Origin of the sequence: Archangium primigenium (assembly GCF_016904885.1) — a bacterium.
GTDB lineage: Bacteria > Myxococcota > Myxococcia > Myxococcales > Myxococcaceae > Cystobacter > Cystobacter primigenius.
Genome location: NZ_JADWYI010000001.1, coordinates 729,102 through 755,362 on the forward strand (window position 1 = coordinate 729,102; position 26,261 = coordinate 755,362).

Annotated in this window: 24 protein-coding genes; 14 read left to right on the forward strand and 10 right to left on the reverse strand. The window is 71.2% G+C overall.

From position 1 onward, the window contains the following. Positions 1 to 73: 73 nt before the first annotated feature. The 4 genes from I3V78_RS03095 (at position 74) to I3V78_RS03110 (ending at position 3,432) form a co-directional block, all read left to right on the forward strand. Positions 74 to 979, forward strand: a complete 906-nt coding sequence (locus tag I3V78_RS03095; protein WP_204484823.1) for a type VI immunity family protein — start codon at positions 74 to 76, stop codon at positions 977 to 979. A 29-nt stretch (positions 980 to 1,008) separates the two neighbouring features. Next, on the forward strand, positions 1,009 to 1,740 hold the full coding sequence (locus I3V78_RS03100) for a hypothetical protein (RefSeq protein WP_204484824.1): 732 nt from the start codon (positions 1,009 to 1,011) through the stop codon (positions 1,738 to 1,740). A gap of 56 nt (positions 1,741 to 1,796) precedes the next feature. Beyond that, complete coding sequence (locus tag I3V78_RS03105; RefSeq protein WP_338023454.1) at positions 1,797 to 2,708, forward strand: type VI immunity family protein; 912 nt, start codon at positions 1,797 to 1,799, stop codon at positions 2,706 to 2,708. Positions 2,709 to 2,895: 187 nt separating this feature from the next. Next, positions 2,896 to 3,432 carry a hypothetical protein gene (locus I3V78_RS03110; protein WP_204484826.1) on the forward strand — a complete coding sequence of 179 codons (537 nt, stop codon included), beginning with the start codon at positions 2,896 to 2,898 and terminating at the stop codon, positions 3,430 to 3,432. A 73-nt stretch (positions 3,433 to 3,505) separates the two neighbouring features. Here I3V78_RS03110 and I3V78_RS03115 read toward each other — a convergent pair whose 3' ends face one another. Beyond that, entirely contained in the window at positions 3,506 to 4,045 is a 540-nt protein-coding gene (locus tag I3V78_RS03115; RefSeq protein ID WP_204484827.1) for a hypothetical protein, read from the reverse strand. 361 nt (positions 4,046 to 4,406) lie between these two features. On the opposite strand from I3V78_RS03115, the gene I3V78_RS03120 reads away from it, so the two are divergent. From I3V78_RS03120 to I3V78_RS03130, 3 genes are all read left to right on the forward strand, one after another. Continuing rightward, positions 4,407 to 6,233, forward strand: coding sequence for a Hint domain-containing protein (locus tag I3V78_RS03120; protein WP_204484828.1), 1,827 nt, complete (start codon positions 4,407 to 4,409; stop codon positions 6,231 to 6,233). 100 nt (positions 6,234 to 6,333) lie between these two features. Further along, positions 6,334 to 7,296, forward strand: coding sequence for a hypothetical protein (locus I3V78_RS03125; protein ID WP_204484829.1), 963 nt, complete (start codon positions 6,334 to 6,336; stop codon positions 7,294 to 7,296). Between the two features lie 181 nt (positions 7,297 to 7,477). Continuing rightward, on the forward strand, positions 7,478 to 7,747 hold the full coding sequence (locus I3V78_RS03130; RefSeq protein WP_204484830.1) for a hypothetical protein: 270 nt from the start codon (positions 7,478 to 7,480) through the stop codon (positions 7,745 to 7,747). Positions 7,748 to 7,752: 5 nt separating this feature from the next. Here I3V78_RS03130 and I3V78_RS03135 read toward each other — a convergent pair whose 3' ends face one another. From I3V78_RS03135 to I3V78_RS03150, 4 genes are all read right to left on the reverse strand, one after another. Further along, positions 7,753 to 8,199 (reverse strand): hypothetical protein, encoded by a 447-nt coding sequence (locus I3V78_RS03135; RefSeq protein ID WP_204484831.1) that lies wholly within the window; start codon positions 8,197 to 8,199, stop codon positions 7,753 to 7,755. 257 nt (positions 8,200 to 8,456) lie between these two features. Next, the gene (locus I3V78_RS03140) at positions 8,457 to 10,100 is read right to left on the reverse strand and encodes a DUF262 domain-containing protein (protein WP_204484832.1); all 1,644 of its coding nucleotides are present in this window, start codon (positions 10,098 to 10,100) and stop codon (positions 8,457 to 8,459) included. 18 nt (positions 10,101 to 10,118) lie between these two features. After that, positions 10,119 to 11,123 carry a hypothetical protein gene (locus I3V78_RS03145; protein WP_204484833.1) on the reverse strand — a complete coding sequence of 335 codons (1,005 nt, stop codon included), beginning with the start codon at positions 11,121 to 11,123 and terminating at the stop codon, positions 10,119 to 10,121. Then, on the reverse strand, positions 11,120 to 12,436 hold the full coding sequence (locus I3V78_RS03150; RefSeq protein ID WP_204484834.1) for an AAA family ATPase: 1,317 nt from the start codon (positions 12,434 to 12,436) through the stop codon (positions 11,120 to 11,122). Before I3V78_RS03150 ends, I3V78_RS03145 begins: the two co-directional genes overlap by 4 nt. 242 nt (positions 12,437 to 12,678) lie before the next feature. Here I3V78_RS03150 and mnmG point away from each other — a divergent pair, with 242 nt between their 5' ends. Then, on the forward strand, positions 12,679 to 14,532 hold the full coding sequence (gene mnmG / locus I3V78_RS03155; protein WP_204496434.1) for a tRNA uridine-5-carboxymethylaminomethyl(34) synthesis enzyme MnmG: 1,854 nt from the start codon (positions 12,679 to 12,681) through the stop codon (positions 14,530 to 14,532). Positions 14,533 to 14,632: 100 nt separating this feature from the next. Further along, positions 14,633 to 15,295, forward strand: coding sequence for a 16S rRNA (guanine(527)-N(7))-methyltransferase RsmG (rsmG, locus tag I3V78_RS03160; RefSeq protein ID WP_204484835.1), 663 nt, complete (start codon positions 14,633 to 14,635; stop codon positions 15,293 to 15,295). A gap of 511 nt (positions 15,296 to 15,806) precedes the next feature. On the opposite strand, the gene I3V78_RS03165 is transcribed toward rsmG, so the two are convergent. Then, positions 15,807 to 16,013 (reverse strand): hypothetical protein, encoded by a 207-nt coding sequence (locus I3V78_RS03165; protein ID WP_204484836.1) that lies wholly within the window; start codon positions 16,011 to 16,013, stop codon positions 15,807 to 15,809. A 421-nt stretch (positions 16,014 to 16,434) separates the two neighbouring features. Here I3V78_RS03165 and I3V78_RS03170 point away from each other — a divergent pair, with 421 nt between their 5' ends. From I3V78_RS03170 to I3V78_RS03190, 5 genes are all read left to right on the forward strand, one after another. Next, positions 16,435 to 17,460 (forward strand): hypothetical protein, encoded by a 1,026-nt coding sequence (locus I3V78_RS03170; RefSeq protein WP_204484837.1) that lies wholly within the window; start codon positions 16,435 to 16,437, stop codon positions 17,458 to 17,460. A 1,359-nt stretch (positions 17,461 to 18,819) separates the two neighbouring features. Next, entirely contained in the window at positions 18,820 to 19,647 is an 828-nt protein-coding gene (locus I3V78_RS03175) for an AAA family ATPase (RefSeq protein WP_204484838.1), read from the forward strand. 193 nt (positions 19,648 to 19,840) lie between these two features. Beyond that, a complete protein-coding gene (locus I3V78_RS03180; protein WP_204484839.1) occupies positions 19,841 to 20,761 on the forward strand; it encodes a ParB/RepB/Spo0J family partition protein in 921 nt (306 codons plus the stop codon). A 4-nt stretch (positions 20,762 to 20,765) separates the two neighbouring features. Beyond that, the gene (gene bacM / locus I3V78_RS03185) at positions 20,766 to 21,224 is read left to right on the forward strand and encodes a bactofilin BacM (protein ID WP_204484840.1); all 459 of its coding nucleotides are present in this window, start codon (positions 20,766 to 20,768) and stop codon (positions 21,222 to 21,224) included. Between the two features lie 2 nt (positions 21,225 to 21,226). Continuing rightward, entirely contained in the window at positions 21,227 to 21,799 is a 573-nt protein-coding gene (locus I3V78_RS03190; RefSeq protein WP_204484841.1) for a hypothetical protein, read from the forward strand. Here the strand turns inward: I3V78_RS03190 and I3V78_RS03195 are convergent. The 4 genes from I3V78_RS03195 to egtD all read right to left on the reverse strand — a co-directional run bounded on the left by I3V78_RS03195 (position 21,796) and on the right by egtD (position 26,232). Beyond that, complete coding sequence (locus tag I3V78_RS03195; protein WP_204484842.1) at positions 21,796 to 22,632, reverse strand: SDR family NAD(P)-dependent oxidoreductase; 837 nt, start codon at positions 22,630 to 22,632, stop codon at positions 21,796 to 21,798. The genes I3V78_RS03190 and I3V78_RS03195 overlap by 4 nt on opposite strands. Before the next feature lie 121 nt (positions 22,633 to 22,753). Then, positions 22,754 to 23,662 (reverse strand): LysR family transcriptional regulator, encoded by a 909-nt coding sequence (locus tag I3V78_RS03200; protein WP_204484843.1) that lies wholly within the window; start codon positions 23,660 to 23,662, stop codon positions 22,754 to 22,756. 383 nt (positions 23,663 to 24,045) lie between these two features. Next, entirely contained in the window at positions 24,046 to 25,173 is a 1,128-nt protein-coding gene (locus I3V78_RS03205) for a sensor histidine kinase (protein ID WP_204484844.1), read from the reverse strand. A 96-nt stretch (positions 25,174 to 25,269) separates the two neighbouring features. After that, positions 25,270 to 26,232 carry an L-histidine N(alpha)-methyltransferase gene (egtD, locus tag I3V78_RS03210; protein WP_420840447.1) on the reverse strand — a complete coding sequence of 321 codons (963 nt, stop codon included), beginning with the start codon at positions 26,230 to 26,232 and terminating at the stop codon, positions 25,270 to 25,272. Positions 26,233 to 26,261: the final 29 nt, after the last annotated feature.

The window sequence follows — 26,261 nt, forward strand, 5'->3', positions numbered from 1 at the left end:
GCCCCGGGGGCTTGGCGATGCGCTGCCCGGAGAGCCGCCGCGCGCTCGTCACACCTCAACTGGGTATCAGCCGATGAAGGTGCTCCGGCTCGTGTTGCACCTGCCCTTCGATCACGCGGACGTGGCGGCGGGCGTGAACCACGCGCTCGACGTCTACCTCGACGCCCTCGGGAGGGGACCCGAAGGCCTGTCCGACTGGCGTGATGTCGAGGGCGAGGACGACGTGTTTCCGCTCGAGGGCGAGGGCTGGGACTTCATCCGCTCCATGCTGGCGCCTCCGACGGGGCCGCGCTTCCTGGACGACATCCCGGAGGAGCCCTTCGTGCGGCACCGGGTGAAGAAGCAGTTCGACCGCTGCGTGGAACTGACGGGCGGCGCCGGGTACGGCTTCTTCTACTGGGCCCGCCTGCCGTGGCGGACGCCCGAGCCGGATGCGATGAGTCTGGTGAGCTTCTCCTGGCCCACCGAGTCCCTGGAGGCGCACGGCGCCGAGGCCTCGCGCGCGCTGATGGAGCGCCTGGCCGCGCTGATGCCGTATGCGTCGGGGCACGCGGGACTGGCGTTCTATTCGCCCAACGTGTGGGGCCCGGAGGTCGCGTCCATCCACGAGGAGGCGCTGCGCCACCCGGGTCTGGACGTGACGCACGGCGAGCGGCACCTGGGGGTGCGGGTGGACGGGGTGCACTGGCTCAACTTCCTGGGGCCCGAGGTGCTCGGACGGGTGGGCGGCACCGAGGCCCTGTGCGCGCGGCTGCACGCTCCCGGCACCACGGTGCAGGCGCTGGAGGGAGGGCGGGCGCTGGTGGCGCTGGGCCCCGCGCCCGAGGCGGGTGACGTCACGCGCGGGGACACGCTGCCCGCGTACCGGGAATTGGCGCGGGTGCTCGAGCCCTGGCTGCTGCCCTGCCCCGAGACCCGGGTCTGGCACGGCTGTCCTCCGGGCATCGCCCGCCGCTGGGGGCGCCGCTTCCTCGACTGAGTCGGTTCCCGGGGGCGAAGCTGTAGGGGATGCCGAGAACGAGACGCCTGTGGCTGTGGGTCGGCGGAGGGCTCGCGGTGGGGTGCGCCCCCGGGCTCCAGTCCCAGTCGTGCGTGCTGAGCCCCGGGTGCCTGGCGCCCGCGGCGGGTGGGGAGGTGTGGCTCACCCCCGCGCCGGCGGTGGTGCGGGCGGCCCAGGCGGTGCGGGGCTTGCTGACGCTCAAGGACTTCCTGGACGAGGCCGAGGTGGCGCGGGTGGAGGCGGTGTTGGTGGCGTGCGCCCGGGAGGCGGACTTCCAGGTCAACGAGCGCGAGTACGGCCCGGGCAGGGCTCCGGATGACCGGGAGTGCAATCGCGTGGTGGGCCATGACTCCAAGGGACGTGAAGTCCTACGGGCGATGGAGCTTGGAAAGCTGAAGCATGCGGTGGCATTCGCTTGTGTCGAGCGGGAACTCGGGCGCGACTTCTCCGAACACTTCACGCGGGAGCCTGGCTATCGCCAAGATCCAGCGACGGGCGCGTTCCATTTGACGCAGACCCTCGCGGGCTCCCTGCGGCCAGACATCGTCCTTCATCTAGGACGTGACGCGAACCGGATCCAGTACCTGTATGACTTCCTCTTTCCTTGCACGTCGGCGAGCAAGAGCAATCCATTGGGCGAGATGAACCGGACACTTCAGGAGAAGTTGGACAAGTATCGCCGCCTCACGGAGGATTCACGACGGGCGCTCGTCACACCTCAACTGGGAATCAGTCGATGACCCGCCCGTATCCTCGAATCCGCCACGAAGCCACGGGCCCGGATGGACGACACCTCGTGCACCGCGAAGTCATCCGACTCGTGTTGCACTTGCCCTTCGACCATCAGGACCTGGCGAGCGCGGTCGGCCATGCGCTCGATGTTTATCTGGAGGCGGTGGGTTCGACCCAGGAGGTGTTCAGTGAATACTTCCTGGGCTACGAGCCGAACACGCTGACCTCGGAGGACTGGCCACGGATTCGATCGATGCTCGCGCCACCGCGTGGGCCGCGGTTCCTCGATGACCTGGAGGACGAGGAGGTCCGCCCCTACCTCAAGGAGCAATTCGAGCGTCGGGTGGACCTCTTGGGCGGAGCCCAGGGCTTGAGTGGCTACGGTTTCTTCTACGGCTCGCGCCTGCCGTGGCGGACACCGGAGCCGGACGCGATGAGTCTGGTGAGCTTCTCCTGGCCCACCGAGTTCCTGGAGGCGCATGGCGCCGAGGCCTCGCGCGCGCTGATGGAGCGCCTGGCCTCGCTCCTGCCCTATGCGTCGGGGCACGCGGGACTGGCGTTCTATTCGCCCAACGTGTGGGGCTTGGAGGAGGCCGCCATCCACGAGGAGGCGCTGCGCCACCCGGGCCTGGACGTGACGCACGGCGAGCGGCACCTGGGGGTGCGGGTGGACGGGGTGCACTGGCTCAACTTCCTGGGGCCCGAGGTGCTCGGACGGGTGGGCGGCCCGGAGGCCCTGCGCGCGCGGCTGCACGCGCCCGGCACCACGGTGCAGGCGCTGGACGGGGGGCGGGCGCTGGTGGCGCTGGGCCCCGTGCCCGAGGCGGGTGACATCGCGCGCGGGGACACGCTGCCCGCGTACCGGGAGCTGGCGCGGGTGCTCGAGCCCTGGCTGCTGCCCTGCCCCGAGACCCGCGTCTGGCATGGCTGTCCTCCAGGCACCGCTCGCCGCTGGGGGCGCCGCTTCCTCGACTGAGTGCCCTCGGGGGCCATGGCGGCGCCGCCCGTCGGACGCCGCGCGGGCCCCGTGCCATGCAAGCCGGACCCCCGGGGGCAGGGGGATGTCCGCCCCCGAGGCCCCACCCGGTGTCCGGCTTGCCCGGGGAATGGCGAGTCCCATGTTCTTCCCAGACGTCACGCGAAGAGGAGGAGCCTGTCATTCCATGAGTCCGTCCAAGCTGGTGTCGTGTCTGTCGGTGATGTGTGTCCTGGGTGCGGCGGCGGTGGGGGCCAGTCCCCGGGAGCCGTCCGCCATGCTCCCCGCGGGGGGTTTTCCCCTGCCCGAGCGGGAGTTCCTGCTCGTCAACGTGGGCTACTCGCTCTGTCTGACCGTGGTGGACGGCGTGGCCGAGGGCCAGCCGTGTGCCTGGGACGACGCGCCCGCCGCCCAGCGCTGGCGCTATCAGGATCGCCAACTCATCAGCATGCTCGGCGGCGACTGTGTCCTCGCGCCCTCGCTGGTGCCGTGCCAGGGCGCGGGCGCCTTCGAGCTGTCCTACAACCTGCTCACCCAGCACCTGGTGCTCTCTCCGGGCGGCACCTTCCAGGGCGGCAGTTGTCATGTGATTGATCAGGTGTTCCAGCAAGACGAGACCACGGGCGTGCTGGTGCCGCGCCACTTGTCCCGGCGCGCGGCCCTGGAGTCCACCGCGTGCGAGGTCACCCGCTCCACGTCCCGGTGGGTCATCGTCCCGCTGTAGCCGCCAAGCCCGGCCCAGACACCCACCCCCCCTCCGGTGGCGGGTGTCTGGTTTCAGGCCGGGGCCGCGCGGACTACAGCAGCGTCAGCACGAGGTTGGAGATGCCATGCGCCTGCGTCAGGCCTTCCACCGACAGGCAGCCGCCGATGAAGTCCGTATTCACATACGTGATGGTGCGCACCGCCGTGGCCCCGGCGTATTTGCCCTCGGTCACCACGCCGTTGTACGTCTCCACGGTGAGCAGGCCCTGCACGTCCACCGCGTAGAGCGAGAAGGTGAGCTCGGACGTCTCACCCGTGTTCCAGCTCAGCGTCGTCTCGGAGGCCTGTCCCAGGCGCGTCAGCCCGCAGGACTGGCCCCGCCGGGCCGTGTGCTCGATGGCCGTGGCCCACACCACCGGCTCGCCCAGTACCGTGAGGCAGCTGTTGAAGGAGGACTGCGTGGCCACCGTCACGTCCTGGGACTGCTGGCGCAGCCCCGGCGAGAAGCTCGTGGTCACCGAGCCCAGCGGGCAGCTCACCACCGCGGGCAGTCCCAATCCCTGACGCCCACCGGCCGCCTGGCTCATGCCCGGCATCAGCGACAGCAGCATGCCCACGACCACGTTTCGCACAAACCGCGCACCCTGACCCTGGTTCTGGTTCATCATTGGGGATGACTCCTGGACGGATTCTGGGACGTTGGTGAGGCTCGACAGCACTTCGCCGCTCGACGGCGCGAGAGGAGGGCCCGGGACAGGCGTCGGCGCTTCCGCGGCATCCCGGTGACCACCGCCCCCCCCTCGTGAAACCCATTGAAAGGGATTCGGGCCCTCGAAACAATACAGACCCGGGGGTTCCGTGATTGCGGGTTTGTCCGCACTTCCCTTGCTCGTGCTTGAGACACGGAATTTTCCCTGTTAGTGGGAAGGAGTCGTCTGTCTATCGGGGGGTGCGATGATGAGAAAGATTGCCCGGGCATCCGGAGTGTCTGTGATGGGCTGGGGGGTGCTGTTGGTGCTCACGGCGGGCTGGAGCGGCGCGCTGCGCTCGCCCACCCAGGCCCCCGCGGCGCGTGAGGTGTTGGAGGACGCGCGGCGGCTGGAGGCCTGGTACGCCGCCGCCACGCGGGGCACGGGCCGCGCGAGTGTCTCGCTGGACCTGGGCCAGGAGGCGCACCGGGCCTTCCTCCTGCGCCGGCTCCAGGCCGCGGGCAAGACGCCCCGCTCCGCGCCGGAGCTCTTCCGCCGGCTCGCCGCCGCGCGCGCCCGGAGCCCCGCGCCGAGCGAGGCCGGCCTGTGGTGCGACCACGCCCTGCTGCTGCGCCCCGCCCTCCCCTCCCCTTCCGGCGAGGCGCTCGTCTTCCCCGTGTCCGTGCGCGTGAGCTGCCTGGGCGGCGCGGACTACGTCTTCGCGGACCTCATCGCCCAGGACGCGCCCCGGGACGACTCGACGCGCACCGTGCTCGCCTCGCGCGCGGGCGAGGAGTTCGCCGGGGGCACGGACTTCCTCGACGTGGCCGTGGACGTGCCGGCCGCGCCCGCCGACGGCCACCTCTTGCGCGTGGAGTCGCTCGCGCTCGCCTCGGACGCCCGGAGCGGCCGCGACTTCGTCTCCTATGCGGTGGCGCGGCACTCGCTCGCGCTGCGGCCCGACGGAGGCCACGGCCTCGTGCACCCGCGCGCGCTCGTGCCGGGCGCGGGCGAGGAGGTGCTCCTGTGCCAGGCGCGCGGCGGCACCGACTGCGACTACGCCCAGGTGACGCTCACCGACGGCGTGCCCGAGCCCTTCACCGCCCAGCCCACCGGGCTCGCCGCCGCCCTGCCCGACGCGCCCGGCCGCTTCAGCGCCCAGGACTACTGGCCCTTCACCACCCCGCCCGACCCGCGCCACCTGCTGCTCCCCGTGCGCGCGCGCCTGTCCCCCGGCGCCCGCCCGGGCGGCCCGTGCACCGTGGCGCGCTACACCGCCGCCCGCCTCAAGCTCCTGGACACCGCGCGCGGCGCCACCTGCGTGCCCGCGCAGGATCCCCGCGGCCTCTTGCCCACGGGCCTCGTCTCGGGCCCGGTGGACTTCCTCGCCGCGCCCTCCACCCTGCTCAACGAGGACCTGCCCGACGCCCCCGCCTGCGAGGCCGCCGCGCTGCGCGACGCCCCCCTGAGCCTGAGCCTCACCCTGGTGGGCGAGGCCCGGTGCGAGGACGCCGACGGCACCGCCACGCTCGAGCCCTTTTTCCTCTCGGACGCGCTCGACCGCCGCGCCCCGGGCGCGCGCCGGCTCGTCTTCCACGAGGGCTGCCTCGCCGAGGGCACCCCCATCACCCTCGCCGATGGCCGCGGCGTGCCCGTGGAGGACGTGCGCCCGGGGGACCGCGTGCGCGCGGACACGCTCGGCGCGGTGCTCACCGTGACGGACGTGAGCCGGGGCCAGGAGCCCGAGCCCCTGGTGCTGCTGCGCGACAGCGCCGGCCACGTGCTGCGCCTCACCGAGCGCCACCCCGTGCTCCTCCCGGACGGCGGCGGGGTGGCCGCCGGCGCGCTGCACCCCGGGGACACGGTGCGCACGGACGCGGGCCCCGCGCGCCTGGTCTCCGTGGCGCGGGTGCCCGGCGGCACGCGTGTCTTCAACCTGCGGCTGGGCACCGCGTCGGAGCTCGCGCGCCGCCCGGCCGGGGCCCCCGCCGCGCTCTTCGCCGGCGGCTTCCTCGTGGGGGACCTCGCCCTGCAGCGCGCCCTGGCCACCCCCACCCCCGCCGCGAGTCCGCCCCTCGCGCGCCTGCCACCCGCCTGGCACGCGGATCTGCACCACGCCCTCGCGCGCTGAGGCCCCTGGGAGGCGCGGCTGGCGGCTGGGCGAGGCGCCGGGCCCGCTCCACCGCCAGGCCCTTCCGCCCCCGTGGGGGCCCCGGGTTAGCGTCGCCGCCATGTCCCCCTCGCTTCGCGCGTCCCTGCTGCTGCTGTCCCTCTCCGCCTGCTCCCCCGACCCCTCCCCCGCCCCGGGCCCGGAGACCCCGGCTCCCGCCGACGCGGGGACCCCGCCCGCCTCGCCCGATGCCGGCTCTGACGCCGGCACCGACGCCGGCACCGACGCCGGCACCCCGCCCGCCACCGGCCCGGAGAGCTCGCGCGGCAGTGGCAAGCTGCCCTGCGCGCGCACGGGCACCCTCGCCTCCGGCGGGCAGACCTACGCCTACTGCGTGGCCGAGGTGGCCGGCGTGGAGCTGAAGATCTTCGAGCCCGTGGCCGCCTCCCCCGAGGCCCCCCTGCACCTGGCCGTCTACCTGCACGGGGATGGCGCGCGCACCTACACCAACGACACCGCCCCGCGTGCCCACGCCCCTTGGGCCGCCACCCACGGCACCCTCTACATCGCCGCGCGCGCGCTCAACGGCTGCGCCTGGTGGACCCGGCCCTCGCTCACCGCCTGCACCGACGAGGCCCCCCCCTCCGAGCGCGACCTGGAGGGCGCCGGCGCCGCCGCGCTGGTCAAGGTCATCGAGGAGGTGCGCGCGGGCTGGGACATCCTCAACGACGCGCCGCTCCTGCTCGGGGGCTCCTCGGGCGGCTCGGTGTTCCTCACCGCGAGCTTCCTGCCGCGCTACGGCCAGCGCTACCCCGCCGTCTACGCGCTCGCCTGCGGCGGCGAGGCCTCGTGGACGGGCGCGCTCGCGTGGAACCCCGCCCAGCCCGGCGCGCTCGGGCCCACGAAGCTCGTCTACACCTACGGGACGAAGGACGACTACCTCGCGGACATCGAGGCCTCGGTCGCCTTCTACCGCGAGCGCGCCTTCCCCCTCACCGAGACGCGCCTGCCCGACCTGGGCCACTGCGCCTTCGACCACGTGGGCGGCGTGAAGGACGTGTGGAACGCCGCGCTCGCGCCGTGAAGCACCCGCCGTGAATAGCCGGTGGGACCTGGCGTCAGGGGGAACGGATAGGGTAGGCCCCGGAAGGCCCAACCCGGGCCATCCGTCATTGGGCGGACTTCCAGGAGAACCGTTTTGTCATAGGTTTACGACAAGACCGTTTTCCTGTAACTCCCGCCGCTCGCCCCCGAGATTCTTCTTCATGCGTGACACCGTCGATGCCGCCGCCTTCCACCCCGCCCTCCCCGTGTCCCCGGCCCCCGAGCGCCACGTCTCGGCGCTCGCCGACTGGCACGGCCCGGAGGCCCTGGGGACCCAGGTGAGCGAGGTGCTGGAGGACCTGCACCAGCTCCTGGTCGACATGGAGGCCGAGGCCCACTTCCACGAGGCGCGCCTCACCCCCCGCCACCTGGATGATCAGGTGGACGCGGCGCTCGCCGACCTGCACCACCTGCTCGTGGAGCTCGGGTAGGCCGGCTACTCGGTCACGCTGGTGAGGGGGCGCTTCCTCTCGACGACGGGGATGTAGCAGCGCCCCTCGTACTCGTAGAGGTCGCCACACGGAGGCGGTGACACCGCCTCGATCCAGCAGGCATCGTTGAGCAGCACCTGCACGGGTGCGGTGCCACAAGGGGCGGCCTGCTGCCCCTTCATGCGTTTGGACGGCATCTTCTTCGCCACCACGCCGGCGTCACCCGGGCTGGTGAGGAGCCACTCCGGCACCTCGGCGTCCTCCACTTCCCAGGCCCACATCGCTCGCGGCGCCCCACTGTCGCCGAGCGCGAGCAGGACCCAGACGGCGAGGCCCCCGGCGAGCGCCCACACGGCGCGAGGCAGGTGCCACACCGGGCGCATCCTCCGCCCACCGCTTCGGGTGGAGGTGGTCCGCAGCACGACCCGCAGCGCCAGGAGCACGAGCCCCACGGTGCCCATCTCCCGCGCGCACGTGACGGAGAAGAGGAGGAGTCTCGGCCCGCTGATCCCGAGGCGACTGGCACTGAGGAAGACGCGCGCCCACTCCCGCTTTTTTCTTGAGGTCATATGGGCGGGGTGACTTAGCGCGTCGTGTGCGCGTGCGTCCACGGTCCACGACCGCGGATGCCGAGCGCCACGGTTCGGCACCTGGATGACCCACTGGACGCGGCCCTTGGACCCGCGTCACCTGCCCGTGGAGATCGTGGTTAGAACGGCATCAGAGCGTCCTCGGCGAGAGCGTATCGTGCGTCTTCCTCGACGAATGGGTCGATGAAGTGAGCGTCCAACTCCGCCAGGGTTTGTTGGCGCTCCATCAGGAAGCCCTCGATGTCGTGCTCTTCAATCGCTCGGAGTGCCGCTGGTGTGATGGCGTGGCTGGCCAGGAAGTCCTTGTCGGCCACAATGGGTCTTCGGGCAAGCAGGCTGCGGATGGCCTCGGCCTCCTGTGGCCGCACGATGATGCGATTGGCGCTTTCGGGGCGCCCACGAACAAGTGGAACGATGGCATCCGCGCCATGCCGGGCTAGCAGTGCGAGAGGGTTGTCTATGGGTCGGCCGTCGGCGTCGCGAGGCCTCAATTCCGCCAAGCGGATCGCCAGGGCCTTGGAACGGGCGGACCGGTAATGGAAGCGCTCGGGGAGCGGTTCGACGGCCATGGACGTTCCTGCCGCGGCGAAACATGTCTCCCCGCTCGCGAGGCTCCGGACATTCCGCAACAAGCGGTTGAGCTTGTTCCGGTTGACCGCGCGGAAGACACCTCCATAGGTGGTCAGCCAGAACCAGCGGATGATGTGCGGTGTGACCTCTGACAAGGGCTTGCCCGAGATCCTCCAGACACGCATGGCCTCCGCGAGGAGGATGAGCTGGTAGCGGGAGGGGAGCAGTTCGGCGGAGAGGACTCCGCACTTGCGCTGCAGGAAGCGGACCGCCTCGTGCAGATTGTCGATGGCGTCATCCAAGAGGCGGGGATTCGCCGCGAGCTGTTTGCCGAGCGTCTCGACGTTCTCCTCGAAGAGACTCAAGTCGAGCGAAACCTTGCAGACATCGAGGAACAGATCCTCGTCCGGCTCGGGCGCCCAACTCGACTCCTTGATGAGGGCCTTGGCGGCGGTCAACCGCTCACGCAGGTCGAACTTCTCGTTCCAGGTCAGCGCCTGCATCATGTGGAACTCACCCATGGGCGTGCCCCGACTGTTGATGCGGTGGAAGATGCGCGTGGCGTGCTCCAGGTCCTCGGTCACGATGGCGAGCACGGGAATCTTGTAGTCGCGAAACGCGCTCACCAACTCGTCGGATGCCTGGATGAGCCGCTCGGCGTCGGGCTGCTTCGCCAGTTCTCGCTGGAAGCGCAGCAGCCCGATGCCATCGAGTGTCAACCAGAGCGGCTGCCACGTCGCGGGAGGCGGTTCATCCGTCTCGTGAACCAGGAACGTGCGCTCCTCCAGGTCGTAATAAAGATCCCAACTCGACCCGCGCCCGATGCTGCGCTCAATGGGTTCCGGTATGCTACCCACGACACGCGGATGGATGCTCCCGAGAAGAGTACTGAGCCGCTGGACGCCATCCAAGAGGTAGCTGTGCATGAGGCCCTCGATGGGAGGACGCTCGGGGAGCCGGTAGGGACCAATAGCCTGAAAGCACTCCAGGCGCCGGGTGGCGGTGCGCCAGATGAGGACGCTGCCCATCGGGATGCCGTCGCGCACGCTATTGAGGAGTTCGAGGCGCTGACTGTCGTTCCAGACGAAGTCCCGCTGGAACAGGGGCAGGCGCAGGTTGCCCTCCATGATCTCCTGGAGCAGACGGGCCAGGGACTGGATTTGAGGCTCACTCAGATAGGACGGGGTCGCCATGATCGGATTTCCTTGTGCTCAGGCGGCGCGCAGCATCGTTTCGAACAGCCGCATCAACTCGGGGCGCTGTCCATCTTCCGTGAACGCGTTTTCCTCAATGCGCTCGTGGAATGCGCGGGCCACGATGGAACTGAAGCCCTCCTCCAACAATGCCGCCTTGTCTGGCTGTTGTGCGATGAGCGGCTCAAAAATGTCTGCGACTCCCTCTGCGGACTTTCGGTCCTTCTTCAACCCGTGCTTCATGTTGTAGTGGTGACGTTGCTCCTCCGACAAGGAGCGGAACGCATGAAGCTTGGCGAGCCATTTTTCATCGAAATCCCGAGCATGTTGCTGCCCGAGCCAATGCTTGAGGGCGGGCTCGGGGATGTAATTTTCAATGGCCCTACGCTCAAGCTGATGGTGCGGCAGTCCATGGTGGGCGCAGGTGTTCGCGAGTCGTCTGGAGTCCGAGGAGGGTTCCCCTCGCTTGCGTGCATCACTGTCGAGCATGACGAACAGGCGCAGGCACAACTCGGGGGTCAGATTTTCCTTGGCGAGAACGTGACGCAGATTCTGGATGCCGCCCCGGTGCTCCAGCTTGAAGCATCTGCTCCTGGACCACGTCTCGAAGCGCTCCCGGTAGATGAAGGGCACGGACGCCTTGAGGAAGGTCTCGTCATGGACTCCCTCGATGACGACGCTCAGTGGCTCGCGTAGCAGGGCGTTCGCGGTGCCAAGAGAGAAGCGCGGGACCTTTCCACTCCAATCGACGTCGGGCACATCCGCGATGCGAATGACGGTCGTGGAGGCGTCCCTTGCTTGCCGCTGTACTCCCTCTTCGAGCAGGAATTCGATGCGCTCTCGCTCTCGTCCTTGCGCTGGCAGGCCATTCAACCACTCACGGAATTCCACTGCATCTGGAGGGTCCACAGAGATGTAGTGGCAAGTCCTGTCCAAGCAGAGTTGCCAGAGCGTGGGGAGCGCGAAGGGATCGCGTTGGAGTTGCGCGGAGGCGAAGAGTGGCGCCTCGATGATGAGCCTCACGTGCCCTCCTTCCACCGCTCCTTGAGGATGCGGCGCGCCAGTTCCGTGTCCTCGGAGAAGACGCCGGGGGGCCAGTGGCTGGGCTGTCCCTTGTCGTTGAACGTGATGAGTTCGAGCGTGCTGCTGCCGTCGTCGATTTGCTGGACCCAATACAAGGCGACCCGCTGCGGATCGAGTCGACCTTGGACGATGGCGAGCTGGATGCCCTGGAGGAAATTCTCCGAGTGCGTCTCGATGAGGGCACAGGGGGCGTTTTCCCTCATGGCGGTCACGCAGAAGAAGTCCGCGAGCGCCTCATGGAGCTTGGGGTGAAGGTGCAGCTCCGGCTGTTCAATCGCGGTGAGGGTCGACGCCGAGCCTTGGATGCGTGCCTGGGCGGCGGCCACCAATACAGGAAGCACTTGGGCCATGCCCTCGCCCGTGTCGATGACGTTCACCCGGACGCCGGGGCTCGCGAGTGGCCCGAGCGTGAGCGCGTAGTAACGCGGGGCGACCGCGCTGACCTCCAAGCGCTGGCGGGTGTGCTTCTCGAACCACGCGGAGAGCGTGGCGAGGAGTGCGCCTCCCTGGAGCTTGTCTTGGACGAGCATTTCCAGCACGCCCGCGCCGTTTTCCTTGAGCCTGGCTGGCGCGCTCCCTCGGAACTCCAGGCTCCTGTTGGGGAGCTGGCGAATTGAGCCAAGCCACTGAACTTCATCTCGCAACTCGTTGAGTTGCATTCCCAGGGAAGTGAACGCCATCCAATGAGCGGGAGGCGTCGGCTCCGCGCTCGGCTTGATGCCGCGAAAGGCGAGATCGAGGATGTCAGCCTCTTCCTCCGATTCAGGGCCTTGGTACTTCGCACGGGTATCGTAGCGCGCTTGCTCCATCACATTTCGGGGCTGCCACCGACCCTTGAAGTACGAGGCGTTATCTTGATGCTGGTCGAAAAACTCGGTGTCGAAGTGCTCAACGACGGGAGGCATTACCTCGCCTTGAGCACCAGGCTGTTCACGGACCCGGAACTGATAGCTGCGCACCGAACGAAGACCGCTTGCCCCATCCCACTCCAGGGTGAAGTCGATGTGCCGCTGGTTCGGGTTGAGCTGACTGCACAGCTCGCGGAAGGCCGCGCCCCGGACCGCAGGACTGTCGAGGTTGAGCGGCGCGCCCCGGGGCTCCCCCACCGAGTTCGCCAGCAACGGCAGCACGCGCAGCAGCGCGCTCTTGCCCGAGTTGTTGTAGCCGAACAGCAGCGTGAGCGGCCGCAACTCCACCGTGGTGGGCCGGAGGAACGAGCGGTAGTTGGCGACGGTGAAGGACTTGAGGGCCATGGGCGTGTGAGCGGGGTTCGCACCCGTTCTGAGTTCTGATTCTTGGGTTCCGACTCAGCCTTGATTCCTGGCACGGCCCGAGCGGCCCGCCAAGTTCGCGCGCCCCCATCCGCCCGCTTTCCCACGCCCCTCCCCGCCCCCGCTCGCCCGCCGCGCGGCCTCTCCCACCGTCCCCAACTTGCCAACCGCCGCGCGCCGCGAGAGACAAGGCGGCCGTGAGCACCCCTTCCTCCGGCGCCGGTTTGAAGTCGCGGTACGACGTCATCGTGGTGGGCCTGGGTCACGCGGGCTGCGAGGCCGCGCTCGCCTGCGCGCGCATGGGCCTTAGCACCCTCGGCCTCACCCTCAAGCGCGAGCGCGCCGCCGTCATGAGCTGCAACCCCGCCGTGGGCGGCACCGCCAAGGGCCACCTCGTGCGCGAGCTCGACGCGCTCGGCGGCGAGATGGCCCGCGTCGCCGACCTCACCGGCACCCACTTCAAGACGCTCAACGCCTCCAAGGGCCCCGCCGTCCAGGCCACCCGCGTGCTCTGCGACCGCGACGCCTACGCCCGCGTCATGCAGTCCGTCCTCTTCTCCCAGCCCGGCCTCACCGTGCACGAGGCCGAGGTCTCCGCCGTGCGCGCCGACGCGGGCCGCGTCTCGGGCGTCACGCTCGCGGACGGCACCGAGCTCGCCGCCGCCGCCGTGCTGCTCACCACCGGCACCTTCCTCCAGGCCCTCATGCACGTGGGCGAGAAGAAGGAGGTGGGCGGTCGCCTCGGGGACGAGGCCGCGAAGGGCATGTCGGACTCCTTGCGCGCGCTCGGCTTCACCCTCGGCCGCTTCAAGACCGGCACCCCCGCCCGCCTCCTGCGCGACAGCATCGACTGGGCCGCCCTCGCCCCCCAGCCCGGGGACTTCCCGCCCCGCCCCCTCTCCCTGCGCACCCGTCTGGACCCGGGCCCCTTCCCCCTCCAGCCCGCCGTCACCTGCGCCCTCACCTACACCACCGACGCCACCCACCAGATTCTGCGCGACAACCTCCACCGCTCGCCGCTCTACCAGGGGGAGATCGTCGGCCGGGGCCCGCGCTACTGCCCCTCGCTGGAGGACAAGGTGGTGCGCTTCTCCGCGCGCGAGCGGCACCTCGTGTTCCTCGAGCCCGAGGGCCCGACCTCCCCGCTCGTCTACCCCGCCGGCCTGAGCACGAGCCTGCCCGCGGACGTGCAGCTCGCCTTCCTGCGCACCCTGCCGGGGCTCGGGGACGTCCAGGTGGCGCGCTACGGCTACGCGGTGGAGTACGACTACGCCCCGCCCACGCAACTGCACCCGACCCTGGAGACCAAACGCGTGCGCGGCCTGTACTTCGCCGGCCAGCTCAACGGCACGAGCGGCTACGAGGAGGCCGCCTTCCAGGGGCTCTACGCGGGGATTCAGGCGGCGCTCCAGGTGAAGGGCGAGCCCGTGCTGGAGCTTGGCCGGCACGAGGCGCACGGCGCGGTGCTGGTGGACGAGCTCGTCACGCGGGGCGTGGATGGCGAGCCCTTCCGCATGTTCACCAGCCGCTCCGAGCACCGGCTGCGCCTGCGCGAGGGCAACGCGGACCTGCGGCTCGTGCGGCACGGGGCGCGGGTGGGGCTCGTGGGGGAGGAGGTGGCCGGGCGGGTGGCGGCGCGGGGCGAGGCGGTGGCGGGCGAGGTGGCGCGGCTCAAGCGCTCGGGCCTGGCCGCGCGGCTCAAGCGCCCCGAGGTGACGTACGCGGTGCTCGCGGCGGAGGCCGGGGGAGGGGAGGCGGGCTGGCCCGTGCTCGCCCCGGACGTGGTGGAGGAGGTGGAGGTGGAGGTGAAGTACGAGGGCTACATCGTCATGGCCGAGCGGGCCGCGGCGCGCGAGGCCGAGGCGTGGGATGGCTGGCGCATCCCCGGGGACTTCGCGTACGAGCAGGTGCGCGGGCTGTCCGCCGAGGCGCTCGAGAAGTTCGAGAAGCACCGCCCGGGCACGGTGGGCCAGGCGCGGCGCATTCCGGGGCTCACCCCGGCGGCGTTCTCGCTCCTCTTGGTGGCGCTCAAGCGCGAGGGGCGGGGGCCGGGCGGCGGGGAGCGCGCGGACGGTTGAGATCGCACCGGGGGGTGTGGACAAGGTGTGGGGAACTTTTCGAAGTCCCCTTTGTGGAGTCAATTCAAGGGCTTGCGAGCCCCAGTCGAGAGGGTGGGTTGTGGATAACGCGCGCTTCGCCGATCGGATTCAGGAGGGCTGCCGGGCCTTGGGCGTCACGGTGGCCGAGGACGTGCCCGGGCGGCTGTTCCGGCTCATGGGCGAGTTGCTCAAGTGGAACGCCAAGGTGAACCTCACGGCCATCACCGCGCCGGACGAGGTGTTGGAGAAGCACTTCCTGGACTCGCTGGCGGTGCTGCCCGAGGTGGAGGGGGCGGCCACGGTGCTGGACGTGGGCGCGGGGGCGGGCTTCCCCGGACTGCCGTTGAAGATCGCCCGCGAGTCCCTGTCCGTCACGATGGTGGACGCGGTGGGCAAGAAGGTGGGCTACCTCAAGGCGGTGGTGACGACGCCGGGGTTGGGGCTCGCGGGGACCAAGGGCGTGCACACGCGCGCGGAGGGCAAGCCCGAGGCGGAGGGGCTGCCGCGCGCGGATCGGGTAGTGGCGCGCGCCTTCATGGATCTGCCGGACTGGTTGGACCTGGCGCCGGCGTACCTGGCGCCGGGGGGCCGGGTGGTGGCGATGCTGGGCAAGGCGCTGCCGGAGCCGGAGTTGCGGGCGCAGGCGGAGCAGCGGGGCCTGGTGCTGGTGACGGCGCGGGCGTACCGGCTGCCGTTCTCGGGAGCGGAGCGGCAGGTGGCGTCGTTCGCGCGGGCGGAGTAGCGGCCCCATCCCCTTCGCCCGGTGGGGGAGGGGACTCACCGAGCACCTCGCCTCGGGCCGTCACGGCGTACTCGGGCAGTGAGCCGAGCACGCGGCCCGAGGGCCCGCCGCACCGGTCGAAGCGCTGGGCGAGCGTGACGTAGTAGAGCCCGGACGCGGGCTCCTGGAAGACCGCCACGTCGAGTCCCTGGGCCGGGTGGGTGCATCCCCGGTACAGATACGGCTCCGGGTGGGTCCGGATGAATTCCTGAAGCGCGGCGGCGGCGGCGATCGCGGCCCCGGCCTCGGACCCGGGCATCACGAGGGTCGTGGCGTCCGGCTCGGGCCATGGGTTCGGGGCCGGGGGGAGGGGAGGGTGGAAGAGGGCACAACCTCCGAGCCACACCGTGCACAGCACCAGCATTCCGGTCCGGTTCATGACGTCCTCCGCGTGACCTCGGGAGTGGTTCGGGTCATCTCGGAGCGTGTCACTTCCGCCGTTGGGGGCGCACCTGGATTCTGGGCATGACGTCTACCTCCGGGAGCGCTTTGTGCGGGGCGAACGGTTCCGCCGCTTCGGCGTGTCCGACTTCTGGCGATGCACTTCGGTTTGAGGGAGCAGGCGCCAGATCACGGCCATCATGAAGATGACGCACAAGACGATGAGGGCGAATGGCGTGAGTTGATTGGCCGCGTCGACCAGATGGGCGACGGCGGCGGCGGTGATGAGGAGATTCATGGGGGTTCTCGTGGCGGAGCGCGCACGCATGCCGACGTGGGCTGGGGCACTCCGGTGGGGTGGGGTGTTCTACTGTGGTGGGTATGCGCGATCCCATGACTGGGACCGCGCCTCTGTGTTGCTAAGGGAGCTGGTAAGTCCCCCACCGCGAACCCGAGCCGAGAACCCGCGCCTATAGAGAGGTGTGTTCGCTCTGGTTGACGATACATTCCTCGAGGGTCGTCGCCCCCAAGTGGAGTCCCTGGATGCCGCGCACATCTTGATGTGACTCGGGTCTGAGAGCGGACTCATCCACGGGAACATGATCCGAGCCTGGGCCTCGTTTGGATGAAGGTGCGGCGTAGTCTTCGCCTCCATGTTCCACCCCCAATCACAGCCCCTCGCGGCCGGACGGCGCACCGTGGAGATGCTCGAAACACCCGTGTCCGGTCCAGCCTCGCGCCGGTCGCGTCCCGGCTCGGTGGTGCTCGGCAAGGACCATCCTTTCGAGCGCTACTCCGACCTCGCCGTGCTGGATGAGGCGCGGGTGCTCGTCGGCTGCGGCGGCTCCCTCATCTCCTCGCCCCGGGCCGTGCAGGTGCGTCGATGGCCGGACCTCCAGCTGGACGCGACCCTGCCCGCGGGCGCCGACGTCTTCGATGTCCGACCTCCTGAACTCGTGGCCTCGGGGCCGCTGTGGCGGGGCGAGCGGCAGTCCGCCGTGCGCATGGACCTGGACTCGGGCCGCGTCCTCGCCGAGTACCCGCTGCGCTCGCCCTTCCTCCTCACCGACGGCGGCTTCATCGGGTGCCTGCGGCGGCGCTTCGACTTCGAGACCGAGCCTGTCACCGACCCGGCCCTGCTGCCCCCCTGGCCCGAGCTCGCGGCGCTGGTCGCCACGGCGCGTCCCCTCCTCGTGTCCTGTGATTGGCGGGGGAGGGTGCGCTGGGTGCTGGAGGTGACGCGCATCGCGCCCGAGTTCTCCACGGTGAAGGCGCTCGCGCGGACCCCCGAGGGCACCACCTTCTTCGTGGCCACCGAGCGCGCCCTGGCCGAGGTCGAAACGGGGACCGGCCTCGTCCGCTGGCACCAGGGCTGGCTCGACGCGCCCGGCACTCCCTTCCTGGCCCATGCCGCCGTCGTCGCGGACGCAACCCGGGTGGCGGTCGCGGGCGGCTCGGAGGGACAGGTGGCGCCGCTGCGCGTGCTCGACCGGGCCACGCGGGCGGTGCGCTTCGCCGGGGGCGCCTCGGATGCGGCGGCGCTCGACTGCCTCGCCTTTCACGGGCGCACGCTGCTCTCCGGCACGCGCTCGGGCGGACTGCTCCTGTTCGACGAGGCCTTCACCCGCCGCGAGGTCCGCCTCACCCGCGCCGCCGTGAACCAGGTGCTCCCGGTCCGGGGCGGAGTGCTCGCCGCCTGCAACCAGCGCGAGCTGCGCTTCCTGCCGCTGCTCGACGACGAGTAGCACCCGCCCACCCGCGAGACGGGGAAGGGGAGGGGGCTCGGGACGTCGTTCCACGTGGAACATGAAGACGCGGAGCACGGCGGGACTCGCCCCACCTGTTCCACGTGGAACGTCCGGAGGTCCCGTCATCCGGGGCGTGGGTCCATGGGCCCAGACCCGCGCTCCGTTCCGGTCCGAGACCGCCGTGGGCCCGTGTTCCACGTGGAACCCTGGGGCCCCGACCCACCCGTCCACCCACCGCTTGCCTCCCCGTTGTTCCACGTGGAACGTGCCGCCGGACGTCCGTCCCCATGCCGCCACCCGACAAGCGGTCGCCGGGTTCCACGTGGAACAGACAGCGGGGGGAGGGCTGCCCGAAAGCGGGTGAAGGCGGGGGCGAAAGGAGGACGGCACATGTTCCACGTGGAACGTCCCGGCCAGCCACCGCCTGTCCGGTGGGAAGGAGGGCGGCTCGGTTGCCCGGCCGGTCAGATGGGTGGGCCGCCCAGTTCCACGTGGAACGTCCCAGGCGGGGGAGGGGACTCGAAGAGGGAGAGCGGGCTCCGGAACGGGCGCGGCATGTTCCACGTGGAACGCTCTCGGATGAGGGCAGGGGATCGGCGGAGAGGTCCTTTCGTGTTCCACGTGGAACCTTCCCAGCAGGACGCGGGAAGGCGGAAGGGCAGGGGCGGTGCCCCCCCGTGTTCCACGTGGAACGTTCCCGGGGAATCTCTCCGGCCTGGACCGGACGGTCGGGGGCGCCGGGATCTCCCCGGCGTGTTCCACGTGGAACGTCCTGGGCGCGGACGCGGCGGAGAGAACTGGAGGGAACGGCGTGTTCCACGTGGAACGGTGGGCGGCGCTCTCCGCGTGGAAGGGCGGTGGAGGTGGGGAGGGCGCTGCCGGGCATCCCGGCGTTCGGGGTCGAGCGGCGGAGTCGGGGAGAAGGGCCGGGGCGTTCCACGTGGAACGTCGGCCTCCGGTTTCCCCAGGGCCGGGGGGGCGCCGGGTCCGCACGGTCCGGGCCTCGGCTGTTCCACGTGGAACGGGCGTCGGCGCGACGGAGCACGTCCCGCCCGGGCGCTTCGATTGGGCCTCCGCCTGTTCCACGTGAAACGCCCCCGGGCCGGGTGGGCGCGGAGCGGAGCGCGGGAGGCCTCCGCCCGTTCCACGTGGAACGCTTCCGGTCCCCACCCCCGAAAAACCGACCTCACCCCCGCGCCCCCGCCGCCCCGTGTCCCCCCTTCGCCGCCCCGTCCGTGGCCGCGCGCATGTCAGGCGGGCAGGCTATGGGCCTGATCCGGTCATGGACTGGATCACCCGGCCGTTTGATGGATCAATGCGTCGGGTCGCTACAGCCCTCCCCCAAGGATGGAACGCGTGGGTCGAATCATCTGCATCTCGAATCAGAAGGGTGGCGTCGGCAAGACGACCACCGCCATCAACCTGGCCGCGAGCCTCGCCTCCGCCGAGCGCAAGACGCTCCTGGTCGACATGGATCCCCAGGGCAACGCGGGCAGCGGGCTCGGCCTCAAGCGCGAGGAGCTCCAGGGCACCGTCTATGACGCCCTGCTCGGCGGCCGGCCCATGAGCGAGCTGCTCCACCCCACCGAGCTGCGCTTCCTCCAGGTCGTCCCCGCCACGCCGGACCTCACCGGCGCCGAGGTCGAGCTCGTCAGCCAGGAGCAGCGCGAGTTCCGCCTGCGCAACGCCCTGCGTCCGCTCGCCGACCAGTACGACTACATCCTCATCGACTGCCCGCCCTCGCTCGGCCTGCTCACCCTCAACGCGCTCATCGCCGCGGACTCGGTGCTCATCCCCCTGCAGTGCGAGTACTACGCGCTCGAGGGCCTGTCCCAGCTCAACCACACCATCGACCTGGTGCGGCAGGCCTTCAACCCGGGCCTCAAGATGGAGGGGATTTTGCTCACCATGTTCGACGCCCGCGCCAACATCGCCAACCAGGTGGTGGAGGACGTGCGCGGCTTCTTCAAGGAGCAGGTCTTCACCTCCGTGGTCCCGCGCAACGTGCGCCTCGCGGAGTGCCCGTCCTTCGGCAAGCCCATCATCCTCTACGACATCAAGTCCAAGGGCTGCGAGAGCTACCTGGCGCTCGGCCGGGAGATCATGCAGCGCGAGCCCGCGCCCACCCCCGAGCCCGCCCCGGCTCCGGCGCCCACGAAGTCCCGCGCCCAGCCGCGCGCCTGAGCCGCGCGTCTCTCCTTATATAGGGCCCGGACGCGCGAGGGCCCACCCATCCCTGGTTCCGGGGGGCAGCCCGCCCCGCCCGGAGCCTCCTCACCGGGTCGCGAGTCCCCGGGAGTGAGCCGTGAAGGACTCGACCGCCCGGGGCCGCCCGGGCTGGCTGCGCCGGGGGAGCCCCTGGCGGGAGTGAAGCGCAGTGTTGAACGGTGACAAGCAGAAGCGGGCGTTGGGCCGTGGCCTCTCCGCCCTCATCCCCCAGGCCGCGCCGCCGCCCCCCGCGGGCGCCACGGTGGTGGCCCCTCCCGAGCCACCCCCGCCCCTCAAGGGCGCCGTGCTCAAGCTGCCCATCGAGGCCATCCACCGCGACCCGCTCCAGCCGCGCCGCCACTTCGACGAGGAGAAGCTGCGCGAGCTCACCGAGTCCATCAAGGCGCAGGGCGTGCTCATGCCCGTGCTGGTGCGCAAGGACGGCGACGGGTTCAAGATCATCGCGGGCGAGCGGCGCTGGCGCGCGAGCCAGCTCGCGGGACTGCACGAGCTGCCCGTCATCGTGCGTGAGGTCTCCGAGGGCGAGGCCTTCGAGCTGGCGCTGGTGGAGAACCTCCAGCGCTCGGACCTGAACCCCATGGAGGAGGCCGAAGGCTACCACCGCCTGGTGGAGGAGTTCGGCCTCACCCAGGACCAGGTGGCCCAGCGCGTGGGCAAGGAGCGGCCCACGGTGGCCAACGCCCTGCGCCTGCTCGGGCTGCCGGACGACGTGAAGAACATGGTGGCCACGGCGCAGTTGAGCGCGGGCCATGCGCGCGCGCTGCTCGGCGTGCCGCGCCTGCCGGAGATGACCGAGCTCGCCAAGCAGGTCGCCGCGAACAAGCTCAGCGTGCGCGACACCGAGAAGCTCGTGCAGCAGGCCAAGGGCCACAAGCCCAAGGACGGCGCCAGCGCCCCCGCGCCCAAGAAGCAGAGCCCCCAGGTCAAGGCCCTCATCGAGGAGGTGCAGCGCGCGCTCGGCACCAAGGTGCGCCTCATCGAGAAAGGCAGTGGAAAAGGCACCCTGGAGGTCGACTACTTCTCGTACGATGATCTGGATCGCATCCTGAAGGTCCTCAGGAAGGAGTAGGGACGTGGCGCTCCTCGGCGGCAAGAAGGAAGAGAAGTCGAACGTACCGCTTCTAGGCATTGGTTCCAGACAGGAGGAAAGCGTGGCAACGCGTCCGGGTGAGGTTCATACGCTGCTGGGCAAGGGCAGCGAATTCGAGGGCAAGCTCACCTTCGAGGGACAGGTTCGCATCGACGGGAAGTTCAACGGGCAGATCTTCACCAAGGACGTGCTCGTCATTGGCGAGGGCGCCCGGGTCCAGGCGGAGATCAACGCCGGCACCGTCATCATCAATGGCACGGTGGAAGGCAACGTGCGCGCCGCGCAGCTCATCGAGCTGCATGCGCCCGCGCGTGTGAAGGGCAACCTGGAGTCGCCCGCGCTCACCATGGACCGGGGCGTCATCTTCGAGGGCACCAGCAAGATGGAGAACCTCGGCAAGGGCAACCCGCCGCCGCCCGTGGCGGGCGAGGTCAAGAAGTAGGCATGCAGCGCCTGCCCCCACGTGCCCGGGCCGCCCTGGTGGCGCTCGCCGTGGGGGCCGCCGGGTGCGAGGGGTGTCCCGGGCGCTCCGCTCCGGAGTCCGAGGCCCCCACCCCGGAAGTCCAGGCCCCCGCCACCCCGCAGCGACGGGTGGGCGTGAAGGTGCCGCTGCCGCCCGGGTGGAGCGCCCAGCCCACGCGCGATGGCAGCTTGCAGTTCGGTCCCGCCCAGCACCCGGTGTTGCGCGTGGACCTGAGGGCCAACGAGGGCGCGGAGCTGCCCACCCCCGAGGCCCTGCTCGACTCCGTGTCCCGCGCCTTCGAGGGCTTCACCCGCCTGGAGACGCGCGCCGAGCGGGGTCAGGACTACGCGCTGGTGCGGCTGATGCTCGCGGCGACCCGGGGCGACGCGGGCGTGGGCGTGGCCCACCCGGCGCTGCTCGGCGCGCGGCGCGTGGGGCGGGACTTGTTCCTGTGCGCCACCCTGCCGGGCGTCACCGTGGACGAGGTGCAGTCCGCCGCCGAGGCCTGCGCCGGCATCCACGTGCCCGGCGCTCCGGACGCGGGCCCGCCCTAGTCCGCGCGCGGAAAGCCCGTGGCGCGCGACACCTCTTCCCAGCGCGAGACGTCCGCGCCCAGCCGCTCGAGCTTCGCGCGGGTGCGCCCCACCGCGTCCGCGCCGAGCACCAGGTGCAGCGGGGGCTCGGGGGCACGCACCGCCTGGATGAGCGCGCGCGCTGCGGCGCGGGGGTCTCCGCCCTGCTGGCCGATGAGCTTCTCCAGCGCGCGCACCGCCTCGCCGCTCGTGGCCTCGTAGTGCGCCAGGCGCGCCTCGGTGCGGCGCAGCGAGTGCGGCGAGAGGAAGTCCGTGCGGAAGGCCCCGGGCTCCACGCTCGTCACCCGCACGCCCGAGCCCACGAGCTCCAGGGCGAGGCTCTCCGACAGCGCGCTGAGCGCGGCCTTGCTCGCCGCGTACACCCCCGAGCCCGCCATGGGCGCGAGCGCCGCGATGGAGGAGATGTTCACCACGTGCCCCGCGCCCTGGGCCCGTAGCAGCGGCAGCGCCGCCTGGAGCACCCGCAGCGCGCCGAAGAAGTTCACCTCGAAGAGGTGCGTGGCCTCCGCGTCGCGCGTCTCCTCGATGGGGCCGAGCAGGCCGTAGCCCGCGTTGTTCACCACCACGTCCAGCCGCCCGTGCACCGCGTGGGCCGCGCGCACGGCGGTGGCGGGGGACTCGGAGCGCGACAGGTCGAGCGGCACCGCGTGCACGCCCGCGCCCAGGTCGCTCGTGCCGTCGCGCGTGGTGCCGACGACGTGATCGCCCTGCGCGCGCACCTCCTCGGCGAGCGCCCGGCCGAGGCCGCGGGAGATGCCGGTGATGAACCAGATGCGAGGGGAAGACGAGGTCATGGCGGGGCTCCGGAGGGTGAGGGATTCCACTCGGGAGACGATGCGCGCCGGCGCCGCCGCCGTGAATGCGCGGGTGGGTGCATGGGGCATGAAGCGCGGCGGACAGAATGCGGCGCGCGGGCTAGCCGGGCTCGGGGGGAAAGGCCTCGCGCAGCACGTCGATGAGGGCACGCAGGGCGGCGGGCGGATGGCGGCCCGCCGGGTAGCACAGGTGGAAGCCGGGGAAGGGCGGCGAGTAGTCCTCCAGGAGGGGCACGAGCACGCCCGCGTCGAGGAAGGGCCGCAGGAAGCGCTCGGACCAGAGGGTGATGCCGAGCCCGGCGATCGCGGCGTCCACGGCGAGCCGCCGGTCGTTGAGGATGAGGGGCCCCTTCACGGCGACCTCGAACCAGCGGCCCTCGTGGGCGAACTCCCAGGCGTAGGGGGCGGGGGTGCCGGACTGGCGCCAGTTGATGCAGGCGTGCTGGAGCAAGTCCTGGGGCGTGCGCGGCGTGCCGCGGCGCGCGAGGTAGGCGGGCGAGGCCACCGCGAGCTGGCGCAGGGGGCCACCGAGCCGCACCGCCACCATGTCCTGCTCGAGCCGCTCGCCCAGGCGGATGCCCGCGTCCCAGCCGCCCGCGACGATGTCCACCACGGCGTCGTCCACCGTGAGGTCCAACACCACGTCCGGACAGGCCGCGTGGTAGCGCGCGAGCACGGGCCTCAGGAAGTGGTCGGTGGCCGAGCGCGGGGAGATGAGGCGCAAGGTGCCCGTGGGGTGGTCGCGAAAGGCGTTCACCTCCTCGAGCGCCAGCTCCAACTCGGCGAACACGGCGCCGAGCCGCGCGAGCAGCCGCGCCCCGGCCTCGGTGGGGGCGACACTCCGGGTGGTGCGGTGCAGCAGGCGCACGCCGAGCCGCGCCTCCAGGTGGCGCAGCGTCTGGCTGAGCGCGGACGGGGTGACGCCCAGCTCCGCCGCCGCCCGGGCGAAGTGCCCGTGACGGGCGATGGTGGCGAAGGCCTTCAGGTCGGCGAACTCGCTGCCGCGCATGGCGGGGGTTGTAGCGCGAGGGCACCCCGCAAAGACATCGGGCGCCACCACCTGGGGCGTTGTCCGCCCCGGGCGTGCGCCCGATGAATCCCCCAGGCACTCAGTGGACGACCCTTCCCCCCGGATGGCCGTCCCTGGCGCTCACATGTGGGGCCCGCCGCCGCTCGACGCCAGAGGCTGGACCGCTTGAACTCCAGGTATGACGCATGTGACCGCCGCCGGGGTCTGCCCCCCCCACGAGGACGAGCCCCGGGTGTCCGCCGCCGGACGGCCCGGGCCTCCCGGGCCTCCGGAAATGTCGGACGGCGGGCGCTCGGGTACGGCTTTCTCAGTGTTTGAGCGCCAAGGAACGCCCGGACGCCGGGTGCGGGGCCCGGGAGGCTTCACACGCCGGGGAGGGACTCCGCCTCCGCCGCGGGCAGCCCTTCCCGCGCGTGCACGCGCCAGGGCAGGCGCAGCAGGAAGGTGCTCCCCCGGCCCGGCGTGCTCTCCAGCGACAACGCGCCGCCCTGGGCGAGCGCGGCCCGGAAGGCGATGCTCAAGCCCAGCCCCACACCCCCGGGCTGTCCCGGGTGCACGGGCCGGAAGAGCTCCCGCTGGCGCTCGGGACTGATGCCGGGGCCGGAGTCCTCTACCCGGAAGCGCACCGCGTCCGCCTGCTCCTCCAGGGAGATGCGCACGAAGCCCCGCGCGGTGTACTTGATGGCGTTCTGGATGAGGTTGCCGAGCGCGTCCACCAGCAGGTCGCGGTCCGCCCACATGCGCGCGGAGCGAGGGGCGGAGAGCTCCAGCCGCAAGCCCTTGCTCCGGGCATCGTGCTCGTAGTCGGCGACGATCTGCTCGAGGACCTGGGCCGGGGCGATCATCTCCGGGTGGATGGGCAGCTCCTCGGGCTTGAAGCGCTCCAGGCGCAGGATGCCGTCCACGAGCCGCCCGAGCCGTCCCACCGTGCGGCGCAGCCGCTCCAGGACCCGCGCCTCCGGGGTGCCCTGCACCCGGCCGAGCTGCTGGACACTCAGGTGGAGCGCCGAGACCGGCGTGCGCAGCTGGTGGGCGATGCCCGCCACGTACTCCGAGCGCTCCTGGGCCACCCGCTCCTCGCGGAACTTCGAGTACCGGCGGATCGACTCGGCCGTCAGCTCGAAGATGGCCAGGTAGAAGTACGAGTAGTCCGCGAAGGACACCTGCTCGCCCCGCTCCTCGAGCCACGCGCGGACCTCCTCCACGAGGAAGCCGTACTCGCGCACCACCTCCTCGATGAGCACCGCGTCGATGACGCGCTGCTCGGGGTCCAGGCGCTCGTGCTGGCGCCACAGCTCCCGGGGTGACTCCCGGAAGGCCGGCGCCACGCGCAGGGCCTCGCCGATGACGCGCAGCTGGACCGGCAGGTGGTCCTTGAGCGCGGCCTCCGTCAGCGCGGGGCTCGCGGGCCCCTCGCGCCGCCACCGCTCGTACCAGCGCTGGGCAAGTTCCTGGGTGTACTGACAGAGCAGTTCACCGAAAGACATCATGTCCCGCCCCTTTGCTGGGAGCACCCGCGCTCAGGACAACGTAGCCACGGGCTCCCGCCCATGCGGGGGCGAGGGACGGGATGACAGACGAGCGGCTCAGCGCTTGAGCGCGAGCGACAGGGCGAAGTCGCCCGCCGCGTCCGTCCAGCGCTCGGCGAGCTGGAAGCCCGCCGCGTCCAGCTCCGCCTCCACCTGCTCGGGGCGGAACTTGCAGCTCACCTCCGTGCGCAGCACCTCGCCCTCGGCGAAGTTCACGAAGCGCTGGAGCGCGGGCAGCCGCACCGCCTGCGCCCGCCGCGAGATGAGCCGCATTTCAATCCATGCGTTCTCCTCGTCGAAGGGCGCCAGGTGCTCGAAGGCCCGCGGGTCGAAGTCCGCCCCCAGCTCGTGGTTGAGCACCTCGAGCACGTTGCGGTTGAACGCCGCCGTCACCCCCTGCCGATCGTTGTACGCGGCGAACAGGCGCGCCCGGTTCTTGAGGAGATCCGTCCCCACCAGCACGCCTTCGCCCGGGGACAGGCCCTGGGCGAGCGTCGCGTAGAAGCGCGCGCGCTCGCGGGGCTTCAGGTTGCCGATGGTGCCCCCGAGGAACGCCACCAGCGCCCGCCCCCCGCGCGGCCAGCGCCCCAGGTGCCGCTCGAAGTCCCCCACCACCGCGTGCACCGGCAGCCCCGGGTAGTCGCGCGCCACCGCCTCGGCCGCCTGGCGCAGGAAGGCCTCGCTCACGTCGAAGGGGATGAAGCGCTGGAAGCCCCCGCGCGCCCGGAACGCGTCGAGCAGCCAGCGCGTCTTCTCGCTGCTGCCGCTGCCCAGTTCAATCAACGTGTCCGCGCCGCTCACCCGCGCGATGTCCGCCGCGTGCGCGCGCAGGATCTCCTTCTCGCGCCGCGTGGGGTAGTACTCGGGCAGGCGGGTGATGGCGTCGAAGAGCTGGCTGCCGCGCTCGTCGTAGAGCCACTTGGGGCCGAGCTCCTTGAGCCGCCCCTCCGTGCACAGGCCCTCGCGCACCTCGGCGAGCAGCGCGCGCCGCGCGTCTCCCGGCTCCAGGTGCACCTCCATCGTCACGGGCAGCGCCCGTGCCCGCTCCA

Coding starts and splice junctions, on each gene's coding strand:
- I3V78_RS03095 (WP_204484823.1), top strand. CDS start 74: ATGAAGGTGCTCCGGCTCGTGTTGCACCTGCCCTTCGATCACGCGGAC.
- I3V78_RS03100 (WP_204484824.1), top strand. CDS start 1,009: ATGCCGAGAACGAGACGCCTGTGGCTGTGGGTCGGCGGAGGGCTCGCG.
- I3V78_RS03110 (WP_204484826.1), top strand. CDS start 2,896: ATGAGTCCGTCCAAGCTGGTGTCGTGTCTGTCGGTGATGTGTGTCCTG.
- I3V78_RS03120 (WP_204484828.1), top strand. CDS start 4,407: ATGGGCTGGGGGGTGCTGTTGGTGCTCACGGCGGGCTGGAGCGGCGCG.
- I3V78_RS03125 (WP_204484829.1), top strand. CDS start 6,334: ATGTCCCCCTCGCTTCGCGCGTCCCTGCTGCTGCTGTCCCTCTCCGCC.
- I3V78_RS03130 (WP_204484830.1), top strand. CDS start 7,478: ATGCGTGACACCGTCGATGCCGCCGCCTTCCACCCCGCCCTCCCCGTG.
- I3V78_RS03140 (WP_204484832.1), bottom strand. CDS start 10,100: ATGGCGACCCCGTCCTATCTGAGTGAGCCTCAAATCCAGTCCCTGGCC.
- I3V78_RS03150 (WP_204484834.1), bottom strand. CDS start 12,436: ATGGCCCTCAAGTCCTTCACCGTCGCCAACTACCGCTCGTTCCTCCGG.
- I3V78_RS03165 (WP_204484836.1), bottom strand. CDS start 16,013: ATGAATCTCCTCATCACCGCCGCCGCCGTCGCCCATCTGGTCGACGCG.
- I3V78_RS03190 (WP_204484841.1), top strand. CDS start 21,227: ATGCAGCGCCTGCCCCCACGTGCCCGGGCCGCCCTGGTGGCGCTCGCC.
- I3V78_RS03195 (WP_204484842.1), bottom strand. CDS start 22,632: ATGACCTCGTCTTCCCCTCGCATCTGGTTCATCACCGGCATCTCCCGC.
- I3V78_RS03200 (WP_204484843.1), bottom strand. CDS start 23,662: ATGCGCGGCAGCGAGTTCGCCGACCTGAAGGCCTTCGCCACCATCGCC.
- I3V78_RS03205 (WP_204484844.1), bottom strand. CDS start 25,173: ATGATGTCTTTCGGTGAACTGCTCTGTCAGTACACCCAGGAACTTGCC.
- egtD (WP_420840447.1), bottom strand. CDS start 26,232: ATGGAGGTGCACCTGGAGCCGGGAGACGCGCGGCGCGCGCTGCTCGCC.